This is a genomic window from Pseudarthrobacter raffinosi, from assembly GCF_023913735.1.
GTDB lineage: Bacteria > Actinomycetota > Actinomycetes > Actinomycetales > Micrococcaceae > Arthrobacter > Arthrobacter raffinosi.
In genome coordinates this window covers 252351-273288 of record NZ_JAMXBH010000002.1, presented here as the reverse complement: position 1 = coordinate 273288, position 20938 = coordinate 252351, and the positions used below count along the sequence as shown (strand labels likewise).

Below are 20938 nucleotides of genomic sequence, written 5' to 3'. Positions count from 1 at the left end.
TTCCGTCCCGTGAGGCGGGGAAAGGGGAGACGAGAGTTTGACTTCTGTCACAAACGCACCGGTTCCAGCCAGGGTTGTCCTCAACCAGGCGGACATCGACCGTGCACTCACTCGAATCGCCCACGAGATCCTTGAGGCCAACAAAGGGTCCAAGGACCTGGTTCTGCTGGGCATTCCGCGCCGCGGCTACCCGCTGGCCGTCCGCCTCGCACACAAGATTGCGGCCGCGGACGCCACCGTGGACGCCACCGCCATTGTCGGGCAGCTGGACGTCACCATGTTCCGCGATGACCTTTCCCACCAGCCCACCAGGCCGCCGTACCCCACACAGCTCCCGCGAACGGGAATCGATAACAAGGTTGTGGTGCTCATCGATGATGTCCTGTACTCCGGCCGCACTATCCGTGCCGCCCTTGACGCCATCATCGACCTCGGCCGTCCCCGGATCGTCCGGCTCGCTGTGCTGATCGACCGCGGCCACCGTGAGTTGCCCATCCGCGCCGACCACGTGGGCAAGAACCTGCCCACCTCGTCCGCCGAGAAGGTCCGGGTCCGCCTGGAGGAAACCGACACCGCAGCCGACGGTTCCGTAGTCAACGAAGTGGTTATCGAGGGCGGCGCGTGAAACACCTCCTCTCCACTGAAGACCTCAGCCTGGCCAACGCCATCCGCATCCTCGACACCGCCGAGGAAATGGCTGCCGTCGGGGACCGCGAGGTCAAGAAGCTCCCGGCCCTCCGCGGCCGCACCGTGGTGAACCTCTTCTTCGAAGACTCAACCCGCACGCGGATCTCCTTCGAAGCGGCCGCCAAGAGGCTGTCCGCCGATGTCATCAACTTCGCCGCGAAGGGCTCCTCCGTCTCCAAGGGCGAATCCCTCAAGGACACGGCCCAAACGCTGGCAGCCATGGGCGCGGACGCCGTCGTGATCCGCCACTGGGCCTCGGGCGCGCCGCACCGGCTCGCCGCGACGGACTGGATCGACGCCGCCGTCATCAACGCCGGCGACGGCACCCACGAACACCCCACGCAGGCCCTCCTGGATGCCTTCACCATGCGCCGGCACTGGTCACAGCTGGCCGGCTCTGCCTCGACCGGGGCGGACCTCAAAGGCATGCGCGTAGCCATCGCCGGGGACGTCCTGCACTCCCGCGTGGCGCGCTCCAACGTCTGGCTGCTCCGCACGCTCGGCGCCGAAATCACCCTTGTGGCGCCACCCACCCTGCTGCCCATCGGCGTCGAACACTGGCCGTGCAAGGTCAGCTACGACATGGATGACACCCTGGCGCAGGGTGTGGACGCCGTGATGATGCTGCGCGTGCAGGGCGAGCGGATGAACGCCTCGTTCTTCCCGTCCACCCGCGAATACTCGCGCCGCTGGGGCTTCGATGACAACCGGCTCCGGGCGCTGGACAGCCTGGGACTGAAGGACACCATCATCATGCATCCCGGACCCATGAACCGTGGCCTGGAGATTTCCTCCGCCGCCGCCGACTCGCCCCGTTCCACTGTGCTTGCACAGGTCCGCAACGGCGTCTCGGTCCGGATGGCCACCCTCTATCTGCTGCTCTCCGGGGATACCCGCGAACCAGCCGCCACAGCGGGCGCGGCCCGCAACCATTCCACCAAGGAGAGCAACTGATGGCAGAGAACAACGGAACCTACCTGATCCGCGGCGCATCAATCCTGGGCGCCGGGGCCGAGGACCTGCTCATCAGTGCCGGCATCATCGCCGCCCGGGGCGCAGCCGCTGCCACCCACCCAGACGTGGACGGCGCCGCCGTCATCGAAGCCGCCGGCCTGGTGGCACTGCCCGGCATGGTGGACGTGCACACGCACCTGCGCGAACCCGGCCGCGAAGATGCCGAAACCGTGGAGACCGGCACCCGCGCCGCCGCCCTGGGCGGTTTCACCGCGGTCCACGCCATGGCCAACAGCAACCCGGTGGCGGACACAGCCGGTGTGGTGGAACAGGTCCACAGCCTGGGCCGCGCGGCCGGCTGGGTGGACGTGCGTCCCGTCGGCGCCGTGACCGTCGGCCTGGCCGGCGAACAGCTCGCCGAACTCGGTGCCATGGCAGATTCCCGTGCCCAGGTCCGCATGTTCTCCGACGACGGCATCTGCGTCCATGATCCGGTGCTGATGCGCCGCGCCTTGGAGTACGTCAAAGCGTTCGACGGCGTGGTGGCCCAGCACGCGCAGGAACCCCGCCTTACCGCCGGGGCCCAGATGAACGAGGGCGCCGTCTCCGCCGTCCTGGGACTCACCGGCTGGCCGGCGGTGGCCGAGGAGAGCATCATCGCCCGTGACGTCCTGCTGGCGCAGCACGTGGACTCCCGCCTGCACGTCTGCCACGTCTCCACCGCCGGCTCCGTGGAGATCATCCGCTGGGCCAAGGAACGCGGCATCAACGTCACCGCCGAAGTCACCCCGCACCACCTCCTGCTCACCGACGACTTGGTCCGCAGCTACAACCCTGTGTACAAGGTCAACCCGCCGCTGCGGACGGATGCAGATGTGCAGGCACTGCGCGCCGGCCTGGCGGACGGCACCATTGACGTGGTGGGCACCGACCACGCCCCGCACCCGAGCGAGCACAAGGAATGCGAGTGGGCGCAGGCCGCGATGGGCATGACCGGGCTGGAAACCGCGCTGTCCGTGGTCCAGCACACCATGATCGAAACCGGCCTCATGACCTGGGCCGATTTCGCCCGCGTGACTTCCACCGCGGCGGCCCTGATCGGCCGAGTGGCGGACCAGGGCCGTCCACTGGACGCCGGCGAACCCGCCAACATTGTTTTGGTGGACCCGGCTGCCCGGTGGACCGTTGACCCAGCCAAGATGGCAACCATGGGCCGCAACTCCCCGTTCGCCGGCCTGGAGCTGCCGGGCAAGGTGGTGGCCACGTTCTACAAGGGCCACCCCACCGTCCTGGACGGCCAGCTCAACACGCCGTACCGCGAACCGTCCGCGGCAGGCGCCTCCTGATGGACACCAAACTACTCACCGGCCTCATCACGGCCGCGCTCATCGCCGTCGTCCTGCTGATGATCTGGGTAGGCTGGCGCAACCGACTCAGGCGGCAGGCCGACGTCGGCCGGTTGCCCGACGTGCCACAGGCGCCCGGGGTGCCGCTCGCCGGGGCCGACGGCCAGTACGTTGCGTCCACCACCGCCGGAGACTGGCTGGACCGCATCGCGGTACACCGGCTTGGCATCCGGACCAATGCCGTCCTTAGCGTGTACCCGCACGGCGTCCTCTTCGACAGAACCGGTGCCCCGGCGCTCTACATCCCGGCCGGAAGCCTCACCGCCGTCCGGCAGGAAAGCGGAATGGCCGGCAAATTCGTGGAGAAGGACGGCCTCCTGGTCCTCACCTGGGACCTTGGAACGCACGAACTCGACACGGGCTTCCGGACCCGCCGGGCCGCCGACAAGGACGCCCTCTATGACTCCCTTCAGCAATTGATCGCCGCAGCCCCCCAGGCGGATCCCCAGAGTGGAAAGTAAGACAGTGACAGAAACAGCGACAGCAAAAGCAGAGACTGCGGCACCAGCAGCCCTTTCCACCACGGTTCCCACACCGGCGGTATTCGTCCTGGAGGACGGCCGCATGTTCCGCGGCACCAGCTACGGCGCGCAGGGCACTGCCCTGGGCGAGGCAGTGTTCGCCACCGGCATGACCGGCTACCAGGAAACCATCACCGATCCTTCCTACGCCCGCCAGCTGGTGGTGCAGACCGCGCCGCACATCGGCAACACTGGCGTGAACAGCGAGGACGCCGAGTCCCGCCGCATCTGGGTGGCCGGCTACATCGTCCGCGACGCCGCCCGCCGCCCTTCCAACTGGCGCTCCGAACGCTCCCTGGACGAGGAACTCATCGAGCAGGGAATCGTCGGCATCCAGGGCGTGGACACCCGTGCCATCACCCGCCACCTGCGTGAGCACAAGACCATGCGCGCCGGCATCTTCTCGGGTGCGGCCGCCAAGGCCACGGACAAGGAACTCGTTGACGCGGTCCTGGCCAGCGCCCCGATGGAAGGCGCCCGCCTGGCCGAGGAAGTCAGCGTCAGCGAAGCCTACGTGGTGGACCCCAAGGACCACGGCTGGGACGGCGAGCCGCGCTTCAGTATTGCCGCGATCGACCTCGGCATCAAGGCCATGACCCCCATCCGCTTCGCCGAGCGCGGCGTCCGCGTCCATGTCCTGCCGGCAACCTCCACCCTCGAGGACGTCAAGGCCGTCAACCCGGACGGCTTCTTTATGTCCAACGGCCCCGGCGACCCCGCCACGGCAGACGCCCAGGTCAAGCTGCTGCGCTCCGTCCTGGACCAGAAGCTGCCGTACTTCGGCATCTGCTTCGGCAACCAGATCCTGGGACGCGCCCTGGGCTTCGGCACCTACAAGCTCCGTTACGGCCACCGCGGCATCAACCAGCCCGTCCTGGACCGCCGCACCGGCAAGGTGGAGATCACCTCACAGAATCATGGCTTCGCCGTGGACGCACCGCTCGACGGCGCCACGCAGGCTCCCGAGGAGCGCTACGGCCGCGTTGAGGTCAGCCACATCAGCCTCAACGACGACGTCGTTGAAGGCCTCGCGTGCCTGGACATCCCGGCCTTCTCGGTGCAGTACCACCCGGAAGCCGCAGCCGGCCCGCACGACGCCGCCTACCTGTTTGACCGTTTCATCGACCTGATGGCCGTCACCAAAACCGGCGCAGAGAACACCACCGATTCCAAGACTGAGGACAAGAAGTAATGCCTAAGAGAACTGACCTTAAGAGCGTCCTGGTCATCGGTTCCGGCCCGATCGTCATCGGCCAGGCCGCTGAGTTCGACTACTCCGGCACCCAGGCACTGCGTGTCCTCAAGGAGGAAGGCCTGCGGGTCATCCTGGTGAACTCGAACCCGGCCACCATCATGACGGACCCCGAGTTCGCCGATGCCACCTACATCGAGCCCATCACCCCCGAGGTGGTGGCGAAGATCATCGCCAAGGAGCGCCCTGACGCCATCCTGCCCACCCTCGGCGGGCAGACTGCGCTGAACACGGCCATCGCGCTGGACAAGAACGGCGTGCTGGCAAAGTACAACGTAGAGCTCATCGGCGCGAACATCGCCGCCATCGAGCTCGGCGAGGACCGCGAAAAGTTCAAGGGCGTAGTGGAACGCTGCGGGGCCGAATCGGCCCGCAGCCACATCATCCACACCCTGGACGAGGCCTTCACCGCGGCCGAGGACCTCGGCTACCCGATGGTGGTCCGGCCCTCATTCACCATGGGCGGCCTCGGCTCCGGCCTGGCCTACAACGAAAATGACCTCCGCCGCATCGTCGGCCAGGGCCTGCAGTACAGCCCAACCAGCGAAGTGCTGCTTGAAGAGAGCATCCTCGGCTGGAAGGAATACGAGCTTGAGATGATGCGCGACAAAAACGACAACGTCGTGGTGGTCTGCTCCATCGAGAACTTCGACCCCGTGGGCGTGCACACCGGCGACTCCATCACCGTGGCACCTGCACTGACGCTGACGGACCGTGAATACCAGCGGCTGCGCGATATCTCCATCGCCGTCATCCGTGAGGTGGGCGTGGACACCGGCGGCTGCAACATCCAGTTCGCCATCGAGCCGGACACCGGCCGGGTAGTGGTCATCGAGATGAACCCGCGCGTGTCCCGGTCCTCCGCCCTGGCGTCCAAGGCCACGGGCTTCGCCATCGCCAAGATCGCCACCAAACTGTCCCTCGGCTACACACTGGACGAGATCCCGAACGACATCACGCAGAAGACCCCGGCGTCCTTCGAACCCACCCTGGACTACGTGGTGGTCAAGGTTCCGCGCTTCGCTTTCGAGAAGTTCCCGGCCGCAGATGACACCCTCACCACCACCATGAAGTCCGTGGGCGAAGCCATGGCCATGGGCCGCAACTTCACCGAAGCGCTGCAGAAGGCGCTCCGCTCCCTGGAACAGAAGGGCTCGCAGCTGGACTTCACCTCCGTCCCCGAATGGGAAGTCCCGGAGCTGATCGAGAAGGCCAAGCGGCCCACCACGGAACGCCTGCACCAGGTCCAGCGTGCCTTGCTCGGCGGCGCCACCGTGGAACAGCTGTTCGAAGCCACCAAGATCGACCCCTGGTACCTGGACCAGCTCCAGTTGCTCAACGAGATCTCCCACGAGATCCGGAAGGCCGGATCCCTGACCGTGGAGATGCTCAAGCGCGCCAAGCGCCACGGCTTCTCGGACGAGCAGATCGGCGCCCTCACGCACAACCCCGAAGCCGTGGTCCGCGGTGTCCGGCAGGCCCTCGGGATCCGTCCGGTCTACAAGACGGTGGATACCTGCGCCGCCGAGTTCGCCGCCTACACCCCGTACCACTACTCGTCATACGACGAGGAGGACGAGATTGCGCTGCACTCCAAGCCGTCCATCCTGATCCTCGGTTCCGGCCCCAACCGCATCGGCCAGGGCATCGAATTCGATTACTCCTGCGTCCACGCCTCCATGGCGCTGCGTAAGGCCGGCTATGAGACCGTTATGGTCAACTGCAACCCGGAGACGGTCTCCACGGACTACGACGTCTCCACCCGCCTGTACTTCGAGCCGCTGACCCTGGAGGACGTCCTCGAGGTCATCGCCGCCGAGGAACGCACCGGCGGCGTGATGGGTGTCTTTGTTCAGCTCGGTGGCCAGACGCCGCTGAAGCTGGCGCAGCAGCTGGCCGACGCCGGCGTCCCCATCCTGGGCACGTCCCCGGAAGCGATCGACCTCGCCGAGCACCGCGGCGAGTTCTCCCGCGTGCTGGACAACGCCGGGTTGATCGCCCCGAAGAACGGCACCGCGGTCTCCTTCGACGACGCCAAGAAGATCGCCGACGAGATTGGCTACCCCGTCCTGGTCCGTCCGTCCTACGTGCTCGGCGGCCGCGGCATGGAAATCGTCTACGACGAGCCGAACCTCTCCCGGTACATCGCCAACGCCACGGAAATCACGCCGGACCACCCGGTGCTGATCGACCGCTTCCTGGAGGACGCCGTCGAAATCGACGTAGACGCCCTCTTCGACGGCACCGACATGTACCTGGGCGGCATCATGGAACACATCGAGGAGGCCGGCATCCACTCCGGCGACTCCGCGTGTGTCCTGCCTCCCATCACCCTGGGCAACAACGTGATCGAGCGTGTCCGCACGGCAACCCGCGCCATCGCCGAGGGCGTGGGCGTCCGCGGCCTGATCAACATCCAGTTCGCGCTGGCCTCGGACGTGCTCTACGTGCTCGAAGCGAACCCGCGTGCCTCCCGCACCGTGCCGTTCGTCTCCAAGGCCACGGGCGTCCAGATGGCCAAGGCCGCCGCGCTGATCGGCACGGGTGTCACCATCCACCAGCTCCGGACCGCTTACAAGATGCTGCCGGAAACCGGCGACGGCTCCACGCTGCCGCTCGACGCCCCGGTATCGGTCAAGGAAGCCGTGCTTCCGTTCAGCCGCTTCCGCACCCCGGAAGGCAAGGTAGTGGACTCGCTGCTCGGCCCGGAAATGCGGTCCACCGGCGAAGTCATGGGCATCGACAAGCACTTCGACACCGCCTTCGCCAAGAGCCAGGCAGCCGCCAACAATGCCCTGCCCACCGAAGGCAAGATCTTCGTCTCCGTGGCAAACCGGGACAAGCGGGCGGTCATCATGGCCGTCAAGCGCCTCTCGGACCTCGGCTTTGAGATTGTCTCCACCGGCGGCACCGCCGACGTCCTGCGCCGCAACGGCATCCAGGCCAGCACGGTCCGCAAGGTCGCCGAGGGCAGCAGTGCCGAAGGTGAGGGCACCATCGCAGACCTCGTAATCGCCGGCGAGATCGACATGGTCTTCAACACCCCCTCCGGCGGCGAGGCCCGCAGCGACGGCTACGCCCTGCGTGCCGCCGCGACCTCCATCGGCATCCCCTGCATCACCACGGTGGCCGAGTTCAACGCGGCGGTGCAGGCCATCGAGGCGATGCGTACCTACGAGTGGTCAGTGACCAGCCTGCAGGAGCACGCCGCCGCCCTGGTGGCGTCCCAGAAGGCAGCTGCGGAGAACGCGGCGGCCGAGTCTGCGGTTTCGCAGAATGCCTGAGGCCGGTTCCGCCGCATCAAGCCCCGCCGGCCGGGAGTCCTTTGGCTCCCGGCTCGGGGCGGCCATGGCGGCCCGCGGCCCGCTGTGCGTGGGCATTGACCCGCACCCGGCACTCCTGAAGGACTGGGGACTCGCCGACGACGCCGCAGGGCTGAGGCGGTTTTCGCTGACGGTCTTGGAAGCCATCGGTTCGCTCGCTGCCGCGGTGAAGCCGCAGGTGGCGCTCTACGAGCGCCACGGTTCGGCCGGGATGGCAGTCCTGGAAGAGGTCCTGGCCGCGGCAACGCAGGCGCAGGTCCTCACCATTGCTGACGCCAAGCGGGGCGATATCGGCTCCACGATGGCTGCCTACGCAGACGCCTGGCTGCGGGACGGCTCGTCCCTGGCTGCCGACTCCGTGACCCTTAGCCCGTACCTGGGGTTTGAGTCGCTCCGCCCGGCGCTTGACCTGGCAGCGGACTACGGCCGGGGCGTATTTGTCCTGGCGTTGACCTCCAACCCGGAGGGGGCTTCCGTGCAGCATGTGGGCGGAGCCGACTCCGTGGCCCGGCGGATCGTCGAGGCGGCAGCGGCAGAGAACAGCCGTTATGCCGGCGGCCTGGGGTCCGTTGGACTCGTCGTCGGCGCCACTGTGGGGTCAGCGTTGACTGACCTGCACCTGGACCTCCCGGCGGTCCGTGGACCCATCCTCGCCCCGGGACTGGGCGCCCAGGGTGCCACACCGGCAGACCTGCGCCGGACCTTCGGGGCGGCGTACCCGCAGGTCCTGGGGACGTCCAGCCGGGATATCCTGGCTGCCGGTCCAGGGACCCAGGGTCTCCGTGATGCTGCGTTGCGCACTCTTGAGGGGCTCATCGGCAAATAGGCGCCCTCAATGCTGGCATCCATTGATTCACCGCCCACCAAGGGGTAGGTTTCAGGACAAGTCCAACGGCGGTCGCCTTGGACTCAGCCGATGAATCCGGGGGTGTCCTCCATGAGCCTGCGACCCTTATCTCCTTCGGAACGCGCGGCGGCCCTGAACAAGGCGGCCGCCGCGCGGGCCGCCAGGGCGGCCGCCAAAGAGCGCCTCAAAAACGGCAAGACGTCGGCAGCGGACCTTATCGGTGCCGCCGCCGCGGATGACGCCCTGGCCCGGATGAGGGTGGTGGAGCTGTTGGAGGCCCTGCCGGGCATCGGAAAAGTCAGGGCTGCAGCCATTATGGAGCAGTTGGGCATAGCGGCATCCCGCCGTCTCCGCGGGCTGGGCATTCACCAGCGCCAGGCGCTGGTAGATTTTATAGACGAGAAATAGGGCGTTTCCTAGAGGCGCCCGAACCCAAACTCCGCCGCAAAGGAATACGTGAGCAAGAAACCGGGACTGACAGTCCTCGCTGGTCCGACGGCTGTTGGCAAAGGCACCGTGTCCACCTACATCCGGGATAACTACCCCGAAGTCTGGCTTTCCGTATCGGCCACCACCCGCGCTCCGCGGCCCGGTGAGCAGGATGGCGTCCACTACTTCTTCAAGTCCAAGGAAGAGTTCGAGTCGCTCGTTGCGGCCGGCGAGTTCCTGGAATGGGCCGTAGTCCACGGCCAGAACACCTACGGCACGCTGCGGAGTTCCGTGGACGAGGCCATCGCGGCCGGCAGGTCCGTCCTGCTGGAGATCGATCTGCAGGGTGCACGCCAGGTCAAGCAGGCCGTTCCTGACGCCCAGTTTGTGTTCCTGGCGCCGCCCAGCTGGGACGAAATGGTCCGCCGACTGGTGGGTCGCGGCACGGAAACTGAGCAGGAGCAGCAGCAGCGGCTGGAAACGGCTAAACTGGAACTTGCCGCTGAACCGGAGTTTAACCACACCGTCATCAATGATGACGTTCGCCGGGCAGCGGACGAGCTTGTTTCACTCATGGGGCTGACCCCGCACCCGCACTAGTAGCCGGTAGCAGCCAGCCCGTTAGAATTTGGAGAATTCGTGTCCACGAACCTTGAAGGCATCATCAACCCGCCGATCGACTCACTGCTTAAGGCAGCTGATTCCAAGTACGGCCTGGTGATCTTCGGTGCCAAGCGTGCACGTCAGATCAACGCTTACTACGCCCAGCTGCACGAGGGCCTGTTCGAGTACGTCGGCCCCCTGGTCGACACCAAGCTGAACGAGAAGTCGCTGTCCATCGCCCTGCGCGAAATCAACGAAGGCAAGCTCGTTTCCACGCCGATCGAAGCCGCAGAGTAAGTTCAGACTGCCCTGTTGACGGAGGTCACGTGCGCATAGTCCTCGGAGTCGGGGGAGGGATTGCGGCCTACAAGGTCGCATCGCTCCTCCGGCTTTTTACTGAAGCCGGCCACAATGTCACGGTGATTCCCACCGAGGCAGCCACCCGCTTTGTGGGTGTCGCCACGTGGGAGGCCCTGTCCGGGAACCCGGTCAGCAACAGCGTCTTCGACGACGTGCACCAGGTCAACCACGTCAGGCTCGGCCATGAGGCCGACCTCATTGTGGTGGCGCCCGCGACGGCCGATCTTTTGGCTCGCGCGGCCACCGGACAAGCCAATGACCTCCTCACCAACACGCTGCTCATGGCCAGCGGCCCGGTACTCTTTGCCCCCGCCATGCACACGGAGATGTGGCAGCACGCCGCCACCCGCGCCAACGTTGAAACGCTGCGGAGCAGGGGAGTGGCCGTCCTGGAACCGGCCAGCGGCCGGCTCACCGGCACCGACTCCGGTCCGGGCCGCCTGCCTGAGCCCGAAGCCATCTTCGACGCCGCCATGGCACTCGCCCAGGGCCAGTCCGATTACCAGCTTCCGCTGGCCGGGCGGACCGTCACAGTCTGTGCAGGCGGAACGCGGGAACCGCTGGACCCCGTCCGTTTCCTAGGCAACCGGTCCTCCGGTAAGCAGGGCGTGGCGCTGGCCGTCGCCGCCCGCAACGCGGGTGCCACGGTCCGCCTGGTTGCCGCCCATATGGAGGTTCCGGCGCCAGCAGGGGTCGACGTCGTGACCGTTGAGACCGCGCTGGAGTTGCGCGAGGCCATGCTGGCAGCCGCGGCGGATTCCGACGTCGTGATCATGGCTGCGGCCGTGGCGGACTTCCGCCCCGCGGAGATCTCCGGCACCAAGATCAAGAAACGTGATGACACCGCGGACCCCGTCATTTCCCTGGTCCGGAACCCGGACATCCTCCAGGAACTGGTCGAGGTCCGGGACCACGCTCCCGAAAACCATGCCAGCCGCCGGAGCCAGCTGATTGTGGGCTTCGCGGCAGAGACCGGTGACGGCCAGGGCGACGTCCTGACCTACGCGGAGGCAAAGCTCAAGCGCAAGGGCTGCGATCTCCTGGTGGTCAATCATGTGGGATCGGACAAGGTTTTTGGCCAGGACAGCAACTCGGTAGTCATCCTTGCCCGCTCCGGCGCCGAACCACAACTGGCCGCCGGAACCAAAACAGAGGTTTCGGCCGCCGTCATCACGCGGGTCGGCTATGAGCTGAACCACGTTTCGCCACGCGCCTGACCGAAAGCCACGCACCGTTTCCTTAGCACGGGGACACACGCCGCCGGACGTCCGATTCCCAACCAGTAAGGTAGTTGAGTGACTTTACCGCTGCACATTCCCCACACCCACGGGGCCACGCCCTCCGCCCTCCGGCTCTTCACGTCCGAGTCGGTCACTGAAGGCCACCCGGACAAGATCTGCGACCAGATCAGTGACGCCATCCTGGATGCACTGCTCGCCGCGGATCCCGAGTCCCGCGTCGCCGTGGAGACCATGGCCACCACCGGCCTGGTCCATGTTGCCGGTGAGGTCACTACCGACGCCTACGTCGAAATCCCGCAGATCGTCCGGGAAACCATCCTGGGCATCGGCTACGATTCCTCGGCCAACGGCTTTGACGGTGCCCGCTGCGGCGTGTCCGTCTCCATCGGACAGCAGTCCAACGACATCGCCGGGGGTGTCTTCAACTCCCTCGAAGCCCGCGAAGGCCGCCAGGAGGACGACTACGACCTCCAGGGCGCCGGCGACCAGGGCCTGATGTTCGGGTACGCGAGCGACGAAACCCCGTCCTACATGCCGGTGCCGATCTGGATCGCGCACCGCCTGTCCGAACGCCTCACCGAGGTACGCAAGTCCGGCGAACTGTCCTATCTCCGCCCCGACGGCAAGACCCAGGTCACCATCGGCTACGACAAGGACGTCCCGGTCTCCGTCGAAACCGTCGTCATCTCCAGCCAGCACGCCGCAGGCACCAGCCTGGACCGGCTGCGCGCGGACCTCGCCGCCTTTGTCATTGAGCCCGTCTTGGCTGCAGCCAACCTGGACATTTCCCGGGCTGCCAACATCCTGAACCCGGCCGGTGAGTTTGTCATCGGCGGGCCCGTCGGTGACGCCGGCCTGACCGGACGCAAGATCATTGTGGACACCTACGGCGGCATGGCCCGCCACGGCGGCGGCGCCTTCTCGGGCAAGGACCCCTCCAAGGTGGACCGTTCCGCTGCCTACGCCATGCGCTGGGTTGCCAAGAACGTCGTGGCGGCCGGACTGGCAAAGCGCGCCGAGATCCAGATTGCCTACGCCATCGGCCAGGCCCGCCCCGTGGGCACGTACGTCGAGACCTTCGGCACCGAGACGGTGGACCCGGCCAGGATCAGCGCCGCCATCGCGGAGATCTTCGACCTCCGCCCGCGTGCCATCATCGATGCCCTGGACCTCAAGCGTCCCATCTACGCGAAGACCGCCGCGCACGGACACTTCGGCCGTGACGATCCCGACTTCACCTGGGAGCGCCTGGACCGGGTGGAGGACCTGAAGGCCTTCTTCAACGCGTAGGCCAGTCCGCCATGGCCTCTGATGAGTCTGTCCCTCCCGGCGCCGTCCAGTTGTCGCTGCTGCAGGGCTTCCCGGCGAAGGCCAGGCCGTCCAGGCCCCCGCTGGCCGCGCACCTTCCGGTGGCTAGGGTCCTCGTGGAGACGCCGCTGCCGCATCTGGACCGGCCTTTCGACTACAGCGTGCCGGCCGAACTGGACAAGGCCGCACAGGCCGGCGTCCGGGTCAAGGTCAGCTTCAACGGCCAGGGCCTGTCCGGGTTCATCATTGAACGGACTGAAGAATCCGACGCCGGCCACGCCCTGGTACCGCTGCAGAAAGTGGTCTCTCCGGTCGTTGTCCTGACGCCGGCTGTCCGGGATCTGGTGTCCGCCGTCGCGGCCCGCTATGCGGGCACGGTCAGTGACGTCCTTCGCGTCGCGGTGCCTCCGCGCATGGCGAGGCTCGAGAAGGACTTCCTCTCGTTGCCGGGAGCAGAGCCTGCGTCACCGGAACCGCCGGCCCACGCCGGGGCTTTGACCGGCCCGGACGTCCCTGCCGGGATAGAAGCAGACTGGGCCGGTTACCGCAACGGCCCGGCATTTGTCCGGCACCTGAGGGACGGCGGATCCCCACGGGCGGTCTTCAACCCGCTCCAGGGATTCGGCCCGGCAGCATGGCCGCACCTGATGGCAACGGCCGTGGCAGCAGTCCGTGCCTCCGGCCGCGGCGCCGTGGTGGTGGTGCCGGACTACCGGGACCTGGACCAGCTCGAAATGGCGCTCCTGGAGGTGCTGCCTGCCGAGGATATTGCCCGCCTGACATCCGACGACGGGCCCACCCCCCGCTACCGGAACTTCCTGCGCCTCCTGGCCGGGTCCGCGCGCGTAGCCATCGGCACGCGTTCTGCAGCGTTTGCCCCGGTCCGGGATCTGGGCCTTGTTGCCTGCTGGGACGACGGCGATGACCTCCACATCGAACAGCGTGCCCCGTACGCCCATACCCGCGACGTGCTGTTGCTGCGCGCGGACCAGGAAGGCACCGCCTGCCTGATGGCGGGTCATTCCAGGAGCACGGAACTCCAGCGGCTGGTGGAGGCCGGCTGGGCCATGCCCGTAGAGGCCGATCGGGCGTTTGCACGACGGACCGTGCCCCGGGTGCTGAACACGGCGGACAGCTTCGAGCAGGAGCGCGACCCCCTGGCACTGGTTGCCAGGCTTCCCGGTGCCGCCTGGCGCGCCGCCAAGGAAGGACTGGAACGTGGGCCCGTCCTGGTGCAGGTGGCCCGCGCCGGCTACGCGCCGTCGCTCGTCTGTGAGACGTGCCGCGAACCTGCCCGCTGCCAGGCCTGCCAGGGTCCCCTTGCCCTGGCCGGAGCCACCGGCAGCTCTGCGATCCCGCAATGCCGCTGGTGTTCCACGCCGGCAGCGGAGTGGCGGTGTGCCCATTGCGCGGGGCACAAGCTGCGTAAGGGCGCCACCGGCGTCCTGCGCACAGCCGAAGAGCTGGGCAGGGCATTTCCCGGAAAACCCGTCATTACGTCCTCGGGCGGCAACATCAAGGCCGATGTTGGCAGCGCCAAGGCCTTGGTGGTGGCCACCGTCGGGGCCGAGCCCGTGGCGGAGGGCGGTTACGCTGCGGCGCTGCTCCTGGACGGCGACTCCCTGCTCCGCCGGGAGAACCTCCGCGCCGGGGAGGACACCGTGCGCCGCTGGTTCAACGCCGCAGCCCTGGTACGCCCGGCGTCCGACGGCGGACTGGTGGTCATCACCGCGACGGAAAGTGTTGCTGTTGGCGCGTTGCTGCGGTGGGACCCGGCCGGGTACGCCCGGCGCGAGCTGAAACTCCGGATGGAACTCCAGCTGCCGCCGGCGGTCAGGATTGCCTCGGTCACCGGCCCCCGGGCCGCCGTCGTACATTTTTCCGGGACCGTGGAGAAGGAGCTGGCCGCCGCCGGCGTGACGCTGCGGACCGCAGGACCGGCTCCGCTGGTCCTCACCGGTCCAGCAGCCGCCGGGGGAGCCGGGGGTGCCGGGGGGGCCGTGGAGGACGCCCGCACCCTGCTGTTCTTCGCGTACGGGCAGGCAGCCACGGTCACCCGGGTGTTACGTGCAACAAGGGCTGCGGCCGCCGCCAAGAGGACCACGGAACCGGTCCAGGTCAGGCTGGACGGCGTGGACGTCCTCTAGCGGCTTCCTTTGGCGGCACCAGTCAGCGGCTGCGCCGCGCCATGATGTCGTGGGCCACGTCCACCAGCTGCTGCGCGGATTCGTCCCAGCTGAACTCCTGCGCACGTGCCACGGAACGGCGGGACACCTGCCGCCAGTGGGCGTCGTCCCGCAGTTTCTGCACGGCCGCGGCGAACTCTGCCGGGGATGCGGGATCAACGTAGGTTGCCGCGTCGCCGCCCACCTCGCGGAAAATCGGGATGTCGCTGGCGATGACCGGCGTGCCGAGGGCCATGGCCTCCACCAGGGGAAGACCGTAGCCTTCGGCGCGGGAGAGGCTCACCAGTGCGGTGGCGCGCTTGAGCAGGACGGCATATTCGTCATCGGTGACCCCGTTGTGGAAGACCACCGTGGCACCCGGCGGCACCATGATCTCCAGCTCGGCCTGGCGCTCGGCGGTGATCCTGCTCAGCAGGTGCAGGGTGAAATCAGGCAGCTCGGACATGCCGGCCACCATTGTTTCAACATTTTTGTAGGGCATAAACGAGCCCATGTACACCAGCGAATGGTCCGCCCCGGTGGCAGGGTCGCGCGGTTCCTGCGCGGGCTGCGGGGCGTTGCTGATGATCCGCACCGGCCTTTTGGTGAGCCGGTACTTGGCCATCAGCGCTTCCGTGGTCCGGCTGATGGTGGCCACAGTGTCCGCCCGGTTGAGGAGGACGCGCTGCGGCCAGAACGCTTTGTGGTAGAGCCGCCAGAGCACGCGGACGGGTGCCGGCAGGAATCCCGGGGGAGCGGGGTGCTCGTAGTAGATGAGGTCGTGCAGGGTCAGGACCAGGCCGTACTTGCGCCCCCAACTGCCCATGGTCTGCATGGGGCACACCACAACGTCTGCCCCCAGCGGGTTGATCCTGCGGGCCACGAACAGCTCCAGCGGGGACAGCGGACTGTTTATCAACGTGTACGGAACATCCGGGAGCAGCGCCAGTTGGCGCGTGTCGCTGATAAGCATGGAAACCTCGGCCACCTTCGCCGTGGCGGCGATGAGGCTGGCCCCGTAACGGCTGATGCCGTCGTGGTGGTCGGTCCGGGTGAATCGTGCATCGATGACAATCTTCACGCGGGGTGGTCCTTAAGGAAGCTGCGGATGAAGCCGGCGGCCGGTCCGGGCGTTTCGTAGTGGATGAGGTGGCCGACGCCGGGAATGACTTTGAGGACGCCGTCCGGAAGGAGCGCGGCGAGGCGGTGCTGGTCCGGCAGGGTGGCGATCTCGTCCTTTTCGCCGGCGACCAGGAGCACCGGCAATGTCAGTTTCCCGGCAACCTCTGCCACGTGGCCGCTCACGGACGCCGTGAACGATTCGAGGAGGCTTTCCCGGTCGGCGAACGCACTGAAGTAGGCGTGGTGCTGGCCGTGGATGAAACGGCGCAGGTCCTTGTTGCCGGTCTTGGCCATGGCCTCGCTCATGACCCTGACGATCAGCGGACTGCGCAGCAGTGCCAGTCCCAGCGGGCGGGGGAGACGGGCCGCCAACCGGTAGTAGAGGACGGCCAGCTTGGTCATGATGCCCTTGGGGCCTTCCAGGGCAGGCATGGCGATGGGGTTGATCAGGATCAGCGGTGTGACGGTACCCGGGTGGGTGGCGACAAAATGGGCGGCGACGATCGAGCCGAAGGAGTGCCCCAACAGCACGGTGTCCGGGCCGAGGCCGAGCGCCGCCATAAAGTCGGTGACAAAGGTGCCGTACTGCTCCACCGAATGTTTCCCGGACACGAACGCGGCGGAGCTGCCGAACCCCGGCAGGTCCGGCATGATGATGCGCATTTCCGGCAACTGGTCTGCAACCCGGAGCAGGCCGTGGTGATCGCCGCGGAAACCATGGATGACCAGGATGGTGCGGGTGTCCGGTGTGGCCTGGATCGGTTCGTAAGTCCAGTACGCCACGGTGCTGCCGTTAATCACGATGTCGGCGGCCTGGGTGCGGGCGGCCAGCCCGGCGCTGAAGAAGGAGGGCACAGGGGATGGCTGATGATCGGCGGTTTTCATGACCCTCGGTCCTAGTTGACGTTGTCGGGGTGGGACCCGGTGCGCTGACCGCGGTCAAGCTCGGCAAGGGCTGCCATGTCGCGGTCTGACAGGTCAAAGCCGAAGACGTCCAGGTTTTCCCGGATCCGGGCCTCGGAGCTTGCCTTGGGGATGGCGATGTTTCCCAGCTGGACATGCCACCGGAGGATGATCTGGGCAGGAGTCCGGCCATGTTCGGCGGCCAGGGCAAGCACCACGGGATCCGCCAGCACGTGCCCGCGCCCCAGGGGGCTCCAGGCTTGCGTCCGGATGCCCAGGGCGTGGTGCTTGTCCCTCAGCTCCGCCTGCTGGAGCCACGGGTGCAGTTCAATCTGGTTCACGGCGGGCACCACTTCGGCGCTCTCGAGCAGCCGGTCCAGGTGCGTGGGCTGGAAGTTGCAGACGCCGATGGCCCGGACTTTGCCTTCGCGGTACAACGTTTCGAGGGCGCGGTATGTGTCGGTGAACAGATCCCGCTTGGCGCAGGGCCAGTGGATCAGGTACATGTCCACGTAGTCCAGGCCGAGGTTGACCATGGAGGTATCGAAGGCACGGAGGGTTGAGTCGTACCCCTGGTCATCGTTCCAGACCTTCGTGGTGATGAATACGTCCTCGCGCCGCAGGCCGGGCGAGGATTCCCCGGAGCCGCCGCTTCTGCCTTCGGAATCCATGGCGGGGCCGAGCCCCCGCGCCACGCCGGTTTCGTTGCCGTACATCGCTGCCGTGTCAAAGTGGCGGTATCCGGTGCCGAGGGCCGTGGCCACCAGGCCGGATGTTTCCGCTGCCGGAACTTTGTACAGCCCGAATCCCAACTGGTCAATCAGCACGCCGTTGTTGAGGCTGAGGCGGGGTGAGGTTTTCATAGCATTGACTTTACCCATTGGGCCGGGCGGCACCGCCAAAGCCCACCAGGCGGCGCGCGGTGGCTTCATCCAAGATCAGGTCGGTGGCGAGGCCGGCGGAGAGGGCACCGCGCAGACCGTTGATCTTCGATGCCCCGGAGACCACGCAGATTCGACGCCGGACCTGGCGCAGCTGGGAGAGCGCCGGACCGGTGGAGCGTTCGTTCAGGACGATGCCGTCAGAGGATCCGTCACGCCGGAAAAACACCGTGGCGACGTCACCCACCACATCTGAATGGGCCAGCACCTTGAGGTCGCTTTCGTCCAGGTACCCACCCGCGTAGACGTGGCTGGGGTAGTCCGCGTCCACGGATCCGACGCCGAAGACTGCGATGCTCATCCTGGCCTGCAGGTTCAGGATCCGCTGCACGCTGCGCTCATTCCACATGGCGGTCTTGGTGGCGGCGTGGTCAAAGAACGCCGGAACGGGGAACTGTTCCACCCGGGCTCCGTAGGCGCTTCCGAAGCGGCGCATGATGTCACTGGCGTAGGTGATACCGGTGGTGTGCATGTTTCCGGCGCCGTTCAGCTGCACCACAACGGTGTCATGGGTGATCTTGCGGGTGAGGTGCCTGCTGACCGCGCTGAGCGTGGAACCCCACGCGATGCCAATGATCGCATTGGAATCCACCAGCGGGCCGATGGTGCGTGCAGCCTGCATGGCCACGCGGTCCAGTGTTTCCGCCTCGTTCAAGGACTCCAGCACCGGAACAACGTGCACGTCCACGTTGTACTCGCGCCGGATCATGCTTTCGAGTTCGGGGCCCGTATCAAGGGGGTTGCGGATCTGGATCTGGACCAGTCCAGTGTCCCTGGCCGCCGACAGAAGCCTCGAAACAGTGGACCGGGATGTCCGCAATTCCCGGGCGATCGCGTCCATCGTCAGGTCCTGGAGGTAATACATCTGTGCAGCCCGAAGCGCATCTGAGTGCCGGGAGAGCGTCATTCGGACTCCATTCTGCACGTTTGTGCATAGTGCTTGACTCCATTTTCCATTACTCCAAACAATAGTTGAAGAACGACGGTGCATCCGGCGGATGCCCGCACGCCAATAAACCCAAGGAGCAGTGTTGGGACTCAAACATACATTCGGCCACAGCGGAGCCACGCCCGCCCACAGCACCGTGCCGCGCGTATCGGTGCAGGGTCTGCGGAATCGTCCGCACGCCAAGGTGTTGATCATCGGCGGTGGCATCAACGGCGTGGGAACCTTCCGGGACCTCGCCCTGCAGGGAGTGGACGTGGCCCTGGTGGAGCGTGGCGATTACTGCCAGGGTGCCAGCGGCGCGTCCTCCCATATGATTCACGGCGGCATCCGTTACCTGGAAAACGGGGAATTCCGCCTCGTCCGCGAATCCGTGGTGGAACGCAACCGCCTCCTGCGGATCGCGCCGCATTATGTGAAGCCCCTCCAGACCACCATCCCGATCTTCAGCACTTTTTCCGGCGTCCTGTCCGCACCGTTGCGGTTCCTCACGCACAAGCAGCAGGGCAAGCCCAAAGAGCGCGGCGCCTTCCTGATCAAACTGGGCCTGAGTATGTACGACTCGTTCTCCCGGGACGGCGGCTCCGTGCAGCGCCACCAGTTCCGCGGACGCAAGCGTGCCCTCGCCGAGCTGCCGCAGCTGCATCCCGGCATCAAATACGCAGCCACCTATTTCGACGCCTCGGTCCACAACCCCGAGCGCCTTACGCTCGATGTGCTCCAGGACGGCGAAAAAGCGGGGCAAGGCAGCGGCGGACCGGAAAGCTCAACAGCACGGGCGAGCAACTACCTCGCACTCCATTCGCTCGGCGGGGCTGCCGCACAGTCCGGCACCACGGTCCAGCTCCGCGACGAACTGACTGGCGAGCTGTTTGATTTCACCGCGGACGTCATCGTCAACACCACCGGCGCCTGGGTGGACCTGACCAACGAAGCCATGGGGGCGGCGTCGGCCTTTATGGGCGGCACGAAGGGATCGCACATTGTGCTGGACCACCCGGTCCTGCTCGAGGCCTGCAAAGGCCGGGAGATCTTCTTTGAGCACACGGACGGCCGGATCGTCCTCATCTATCCCATGGGCGACCGGGTCCTGGTGGGAACCACTGACGTCCTTGCCGACATGACGCAGGACGCAGTGTGCACGGATGAGGAGATCGAGTACTTCTTCAACCTGATCGGCCACGTCTTCCCGGACATCACCGTGCAGCGTGACCAGATCGTCTACACGTTCTCCGGTGTCCGCCCGCTGCCACGCCACGACGCCACCCAGCCGGGGTTTGTCTCGCGCGACTACCGGATTGAACGGCGCACCCCGGCTGCCGGGGCACCCGGCGCAGGAACCGCCGTCGTACTCAGCCTGGTGGGCGGTAAGTGGACCACTTTCCGGGCTCTGGCCGAGCACATGGCAAATGATGTGCTTGCCGAGCTGAGGATGGAACGGAAGGTCTCGACGGCGAAACTCGCCATCGGAGGCGGCGCCGGCTTCCCCGAGGATGACGCCGGAGTCCAGAAATGGATCAAGGCTCATATGGGTGCCGGCCGGGACGCGGACCGCTCCGCCGTCCTGCTGACCCGCTACGGCACGAGGGCTGACGACGTGATCCGCTACCTTGATGCCGGCCCGGACAGGTTGCTCCGTTCCACCCGTGAACTCAGCGTCCGTGAGCTGGAGTTTATGGCCCGGAACGAGCAGATCGGGCACCTCATCGATGTCCTGATCAGGCGTACGTCGCTCGCCTTCCGTGGACTTGTCACCGGAGAACTTCTTGTCGAGGTTGCGGACGTCCTGTCCGCCCCGCTGGGCTGGGATGCCACAGCCAAGACCGACGAGATCAAGCATGCGCGGGAAGTACTGGAGCGATTCCACCGCGTACAGATCCACAGCCTGGTCGCCTAGGCAGACCAGGCTGCAGCCGGGGCGTCAAAGCGC

General features: G+C 66.6%; 18 protein-coding genes. 14 read left to right on the top strand and 4 right to left on the bottom strand.

Annotation, left to right across the window (positions count from 1 at the left end; all coding sequences use genetic code 11):
• The first annotated feature begins 37 nt into the window (after positions 1-37).
• The 13 genes from pyrR to NG698_RS02980 all read left to right on the top strand — a co-directional run bounded on the left by pyrR (position 38) and on the right by NG698_RS02980 (position 15078).
• The gene (gene pyrR, locus NG698_RS03040; protein ID WP_252598896.1) at positions 38-625 is read left to right on the top strand and encodes a bifunctional pyr operon transcriptional regulator/uracil phosphoribosyltransferase PyrR; all 588 of its coding nucleotides are present in this window, start codon (positions 38-40) and stop codon (positions 623-625) included.
• Positions 622-1641 (top strand): aspartate carbamoyltransferase catalytic subunit, encoded by a 1020-nt coding sequence (locus NG698_RS03035; RefSeq protein ID WP_252607999.1) that lies wholly within the window; start codon positions 622-624, stop codon positions 1639-1641. Before pyrR ends, NG698_RS03035 begins: the two co-directional genes overlap by 4 nt.
• Entirely contained in the window at positions 1641-2987 is a 1347-nt protein-coding gene (locus NG698_RS03030) for a dihydroorotase (RefSeq protein WP_252607998.1), read from the top strand. Before NG698_RS03035 ends, NG698_RS03030 begins: the two co-directional genes overlap by 1 nt.
• On the top strand, positions 2987-3508 hold the full coding sequence (locus tag NG698_RS03025; RefSeq protein ID WP_252598893.1) for a PH-like domain-containing protein: 522 nt from the start codon (positions 2987-2989) through the stop codon (positions 3506-3508). Before NG698_RS03030 ends, NG698_RS03025 begins: the two co-directional genes overlap by 1 nt.
• Positions 3489-4760 (top strand): glutamine-hydrolyzing carbamoyl-phosphate synthase small subunit, encoded by a 1272-nt coding sequence (gene carA, locus NG698_RS03020; protein ID WP_374209989.1) that lies wholly within the window; start codon positions 3489-3491, stop codon positions 4758-4760. Before NG698_RS03025 ends, carA begins: the two co-directional genes overlap by 20 nt.
• Positions 4760-8104: a carbamoyl-phosphate synthase large subunit gene (carB, locus tag NG698_RS03015; protein WP_252607997.1), complete on the top strand. Its 3345-nt coding sequence runs from the start codon at positions 4760-4762 to the stop codon at positions 8102-8104. Before carA ends, carB begins: the two co-directional genes overlap by 1 nt.
• The gene (gene pyrF / locus NG698_RS03010; protein ID WP_252598891.1) at positions 8097-8969 is read left to right on the top strand and encodes an orotidine-5'-phosphate decarboxylase; all 873 of its coding nucleotides are present in this window, start codon (positions 8097-8099) and stop codon (positions 8967-8969) included. The genes carB and pyrF overlap by 8 nt, the downstream gene beginning before the upstream one ends.
• 111 nt (positions 8970-9080) lie before the next feature.
• The gene (gene mihF, locus NG698_RS03005) at positions 9081-9398 is read left to right on the top strand and encodes an integration host factor, actinobacterial type (RefSeq protein ID WP_168223552.1); all 318 of its coding nucleotides are present in this window, start codon (positions 9081-9083) and stop codon (positions 9396-9398) included.
• A gap of 48 nt (positions 9399-9446) precedes the next feature.
• Positions 9447-10019, top strand: a complete 573-nt coding sequence (gmk, locus tag NG698_RS03000) for a guanylate kinase (protein ID WP_058932377.1) — start codon at positions 9447-9449, stop codon at positions 10017-10019.
• A 39-nt stretch (positions 10020-10058) separates the two neighbouring features.
• The gene (gene rpoZ / locus NG698_RS02995) at positions 10059-10319 is read left to right on the top strand and encodes a DNA-directed RNA polymerase subunit omega (protein ID WP_056340218.1); all 261 of its coding nucleotides are present in this window, start codon (positions 10059-10061) and stop codon (positions 10317-10319) included.
• A gap of 29 nt (positions 10320-10348) precedes the next feature.
• Positions 10349-11599, top strand: a complete 1251-nt coding sequence (coaBC, locus tag NG698_RS02990) for a bifunctional phosphopantothenoylcysteine decarboxylase/phosphopantothenate--cysteine ligase CoaBC (RefSeq protein WP_252598889.1) — start codon at positions 10349-10351, stop codon at positions 11597-11599.
• Positions 11600-11677: 78 nt separating this feature from the next.
• Positions 11678-12913 carry a methionine adenosyltransferase gene (gene metK, locus NG698_RS02985; RefSeq protein ID WP_252598888.1) on the top strand — a complete coding sequence of 412 codons (1236 nt, stop codon included), beginning with the start codon at positions 11678-11680 and terminating at the stop codon, positions 12911-12913.
• 11 nt (positions 12914-12924) lie between these two features.
• Positions 12925-15078 carry a primosomal protein N' gene (locus NG698_RS02980; protein ID WP_252607996.1) on the top strand — a complete coding sequence of 718 codons (2154 nt, stop codon included), beginning with the start codon at positions 12925-12927 and terminating at the stop codon, positions 15076-15078.
• Between the two features lie 22 nt (positions 15079-15100).
• Here the strand turns inward: NG698_RS02980 and NG698_RS02975 are convergent, their stop codons facing one another.
• The 4 genes from NG698_RS02975 to NG698_RS02960 are packed head-to-tail and all read right to left on the bottom strand — an operon-like array spanning position 15101 to position 18969.
• Positions 15101-16177 (bottom strand): glycosyltransferase family 4 protein, encoded by a 1077-nt coding sequence (locus NG698_RS02975; protein ID WP_252598886.1) that lies wholly within the window; start codon positions 16175-16177, stop codon positions 15101-15103.
• A complete protein-coding gene (locus tag NG698_RS02970) occupies positions 16174-17103 on the bottom strand; it encodes an alpha/beta fold hydrolase (protein WP_252607995.1) in 930 nt (309 codons plus the stop codon). Before NG698_RS02970 ends, NG698_RS02975 begins: the two co-directional genes overlap by 4 nt.
• Positions 17104-17114: 11 nt before the next feature.
• Positions 17115-17984 carry an aldo/keto reductase gene (locus NG698_RS02965; protein WP_252607994.1) on the bottom strand — a complete coding sequence of 290 codons (870 nt, stop codon included), beginning with the start codon at positions 17982-17984 and terminating at the stop codon, positions 17115-17117.
• Between the two features lie 10 nt (positions 17985-17994).
• Positions 17995-18969: a sugar-binding transcriptional regulator gene (locus tag NG698_RS02960; protein WP_252598883.1), complete on the bottom strand. Its 975-nt coding sequence runs from the start codon at positions 18967-18969 to the stop codon at positions 17995-17997.
• A 124-nt stretch (positions 18970-19093) separates the two neighbouring features.
• On the opposite strand from NG698_RS02960, the gene NG698_RS02955 reads away from it, so the two are divergent.
• Positions 19094-20905, top strand: a complete 1812-nt coding sequence (locus NG698_RS02955; protein ID WP_374209939.1) for a glycerol-3-phosphate dehydrogenase/oxidase — start codon at positions 19094-19096, stop codon at positions 20903-20905.
• Positions 20906-20938: the final 33 nt, after the last annotated feature.

What these genes read in the sequence shown, in the direction of transcription:
- NG698_RS03030 (WP_252607998.1), top strand. Translation starts at nt 1,641, where the DNA reads ATGGCAGAGAACAACGGAACCTACCTGATCCGCGGCGCATCAATCCTG.
- NG698_RS03025 (WP_252598893.1), top strand. Translation starts at nt 2,987, where the DNA reads ATGGACACCAAACTACTCACCGGCCTCATCACGGCCGCGCTCATCGCC.
- carB (WP_252607997.1), top strand. Translation starts at nt 4,760, where the DNA reads ATGCCTAAGAGAACTGACCTTAAGAGCGTCCTGGTCATCGGTTCCGGC.
- pyrF (WP_252598891.1), top strand. Translation starts at nt 8,097, where the DNA reads ATGCCTGAGGCCGGTTCCGCCGCATCAAGCCCCGCCGGCCGGGAGTCC.
- mihF (WP_168223552.1), top strand. Translation starts at nt 9,081, where the DNA reads ATGAGCCTGCGACCCTTATCTCCTTCGGAACGCGCGGCGGCCCTGAAC.
- NG698_RS02980 (WP_252607996.1), top strand. Translation starts at nt 12,925, where the DNA reads ATGGCCTCTGATGAGTCTGTCCCTCCCGGCGCCGTCCAGTTGTCGCTG.
- NG698_RS02970 (WP_252607995.1), bottom strand. Translation starts at nt 17,103, where the DNA reads ATGAAAACCGCCGATCATCAGCCATCCCCTGTGCCCTCCTTCTTCAGC.
- NG698_RS02965 (WP_252607994.1), bottom strand. Translation starts at nt 17,984, where the DNA reads ATGAAAACCTCACCCCGCCTCAGCCTCAACAACGGCGTGCTGATTGAC.
- NG698_RS02960 (WP_252598883.1), bottom strand. Translation starts at nt 18,969, where the DNA reads ATGACGCTCTCCCGGCACTCAGATGCGCTTCGGGCTGCACAGATGTAT.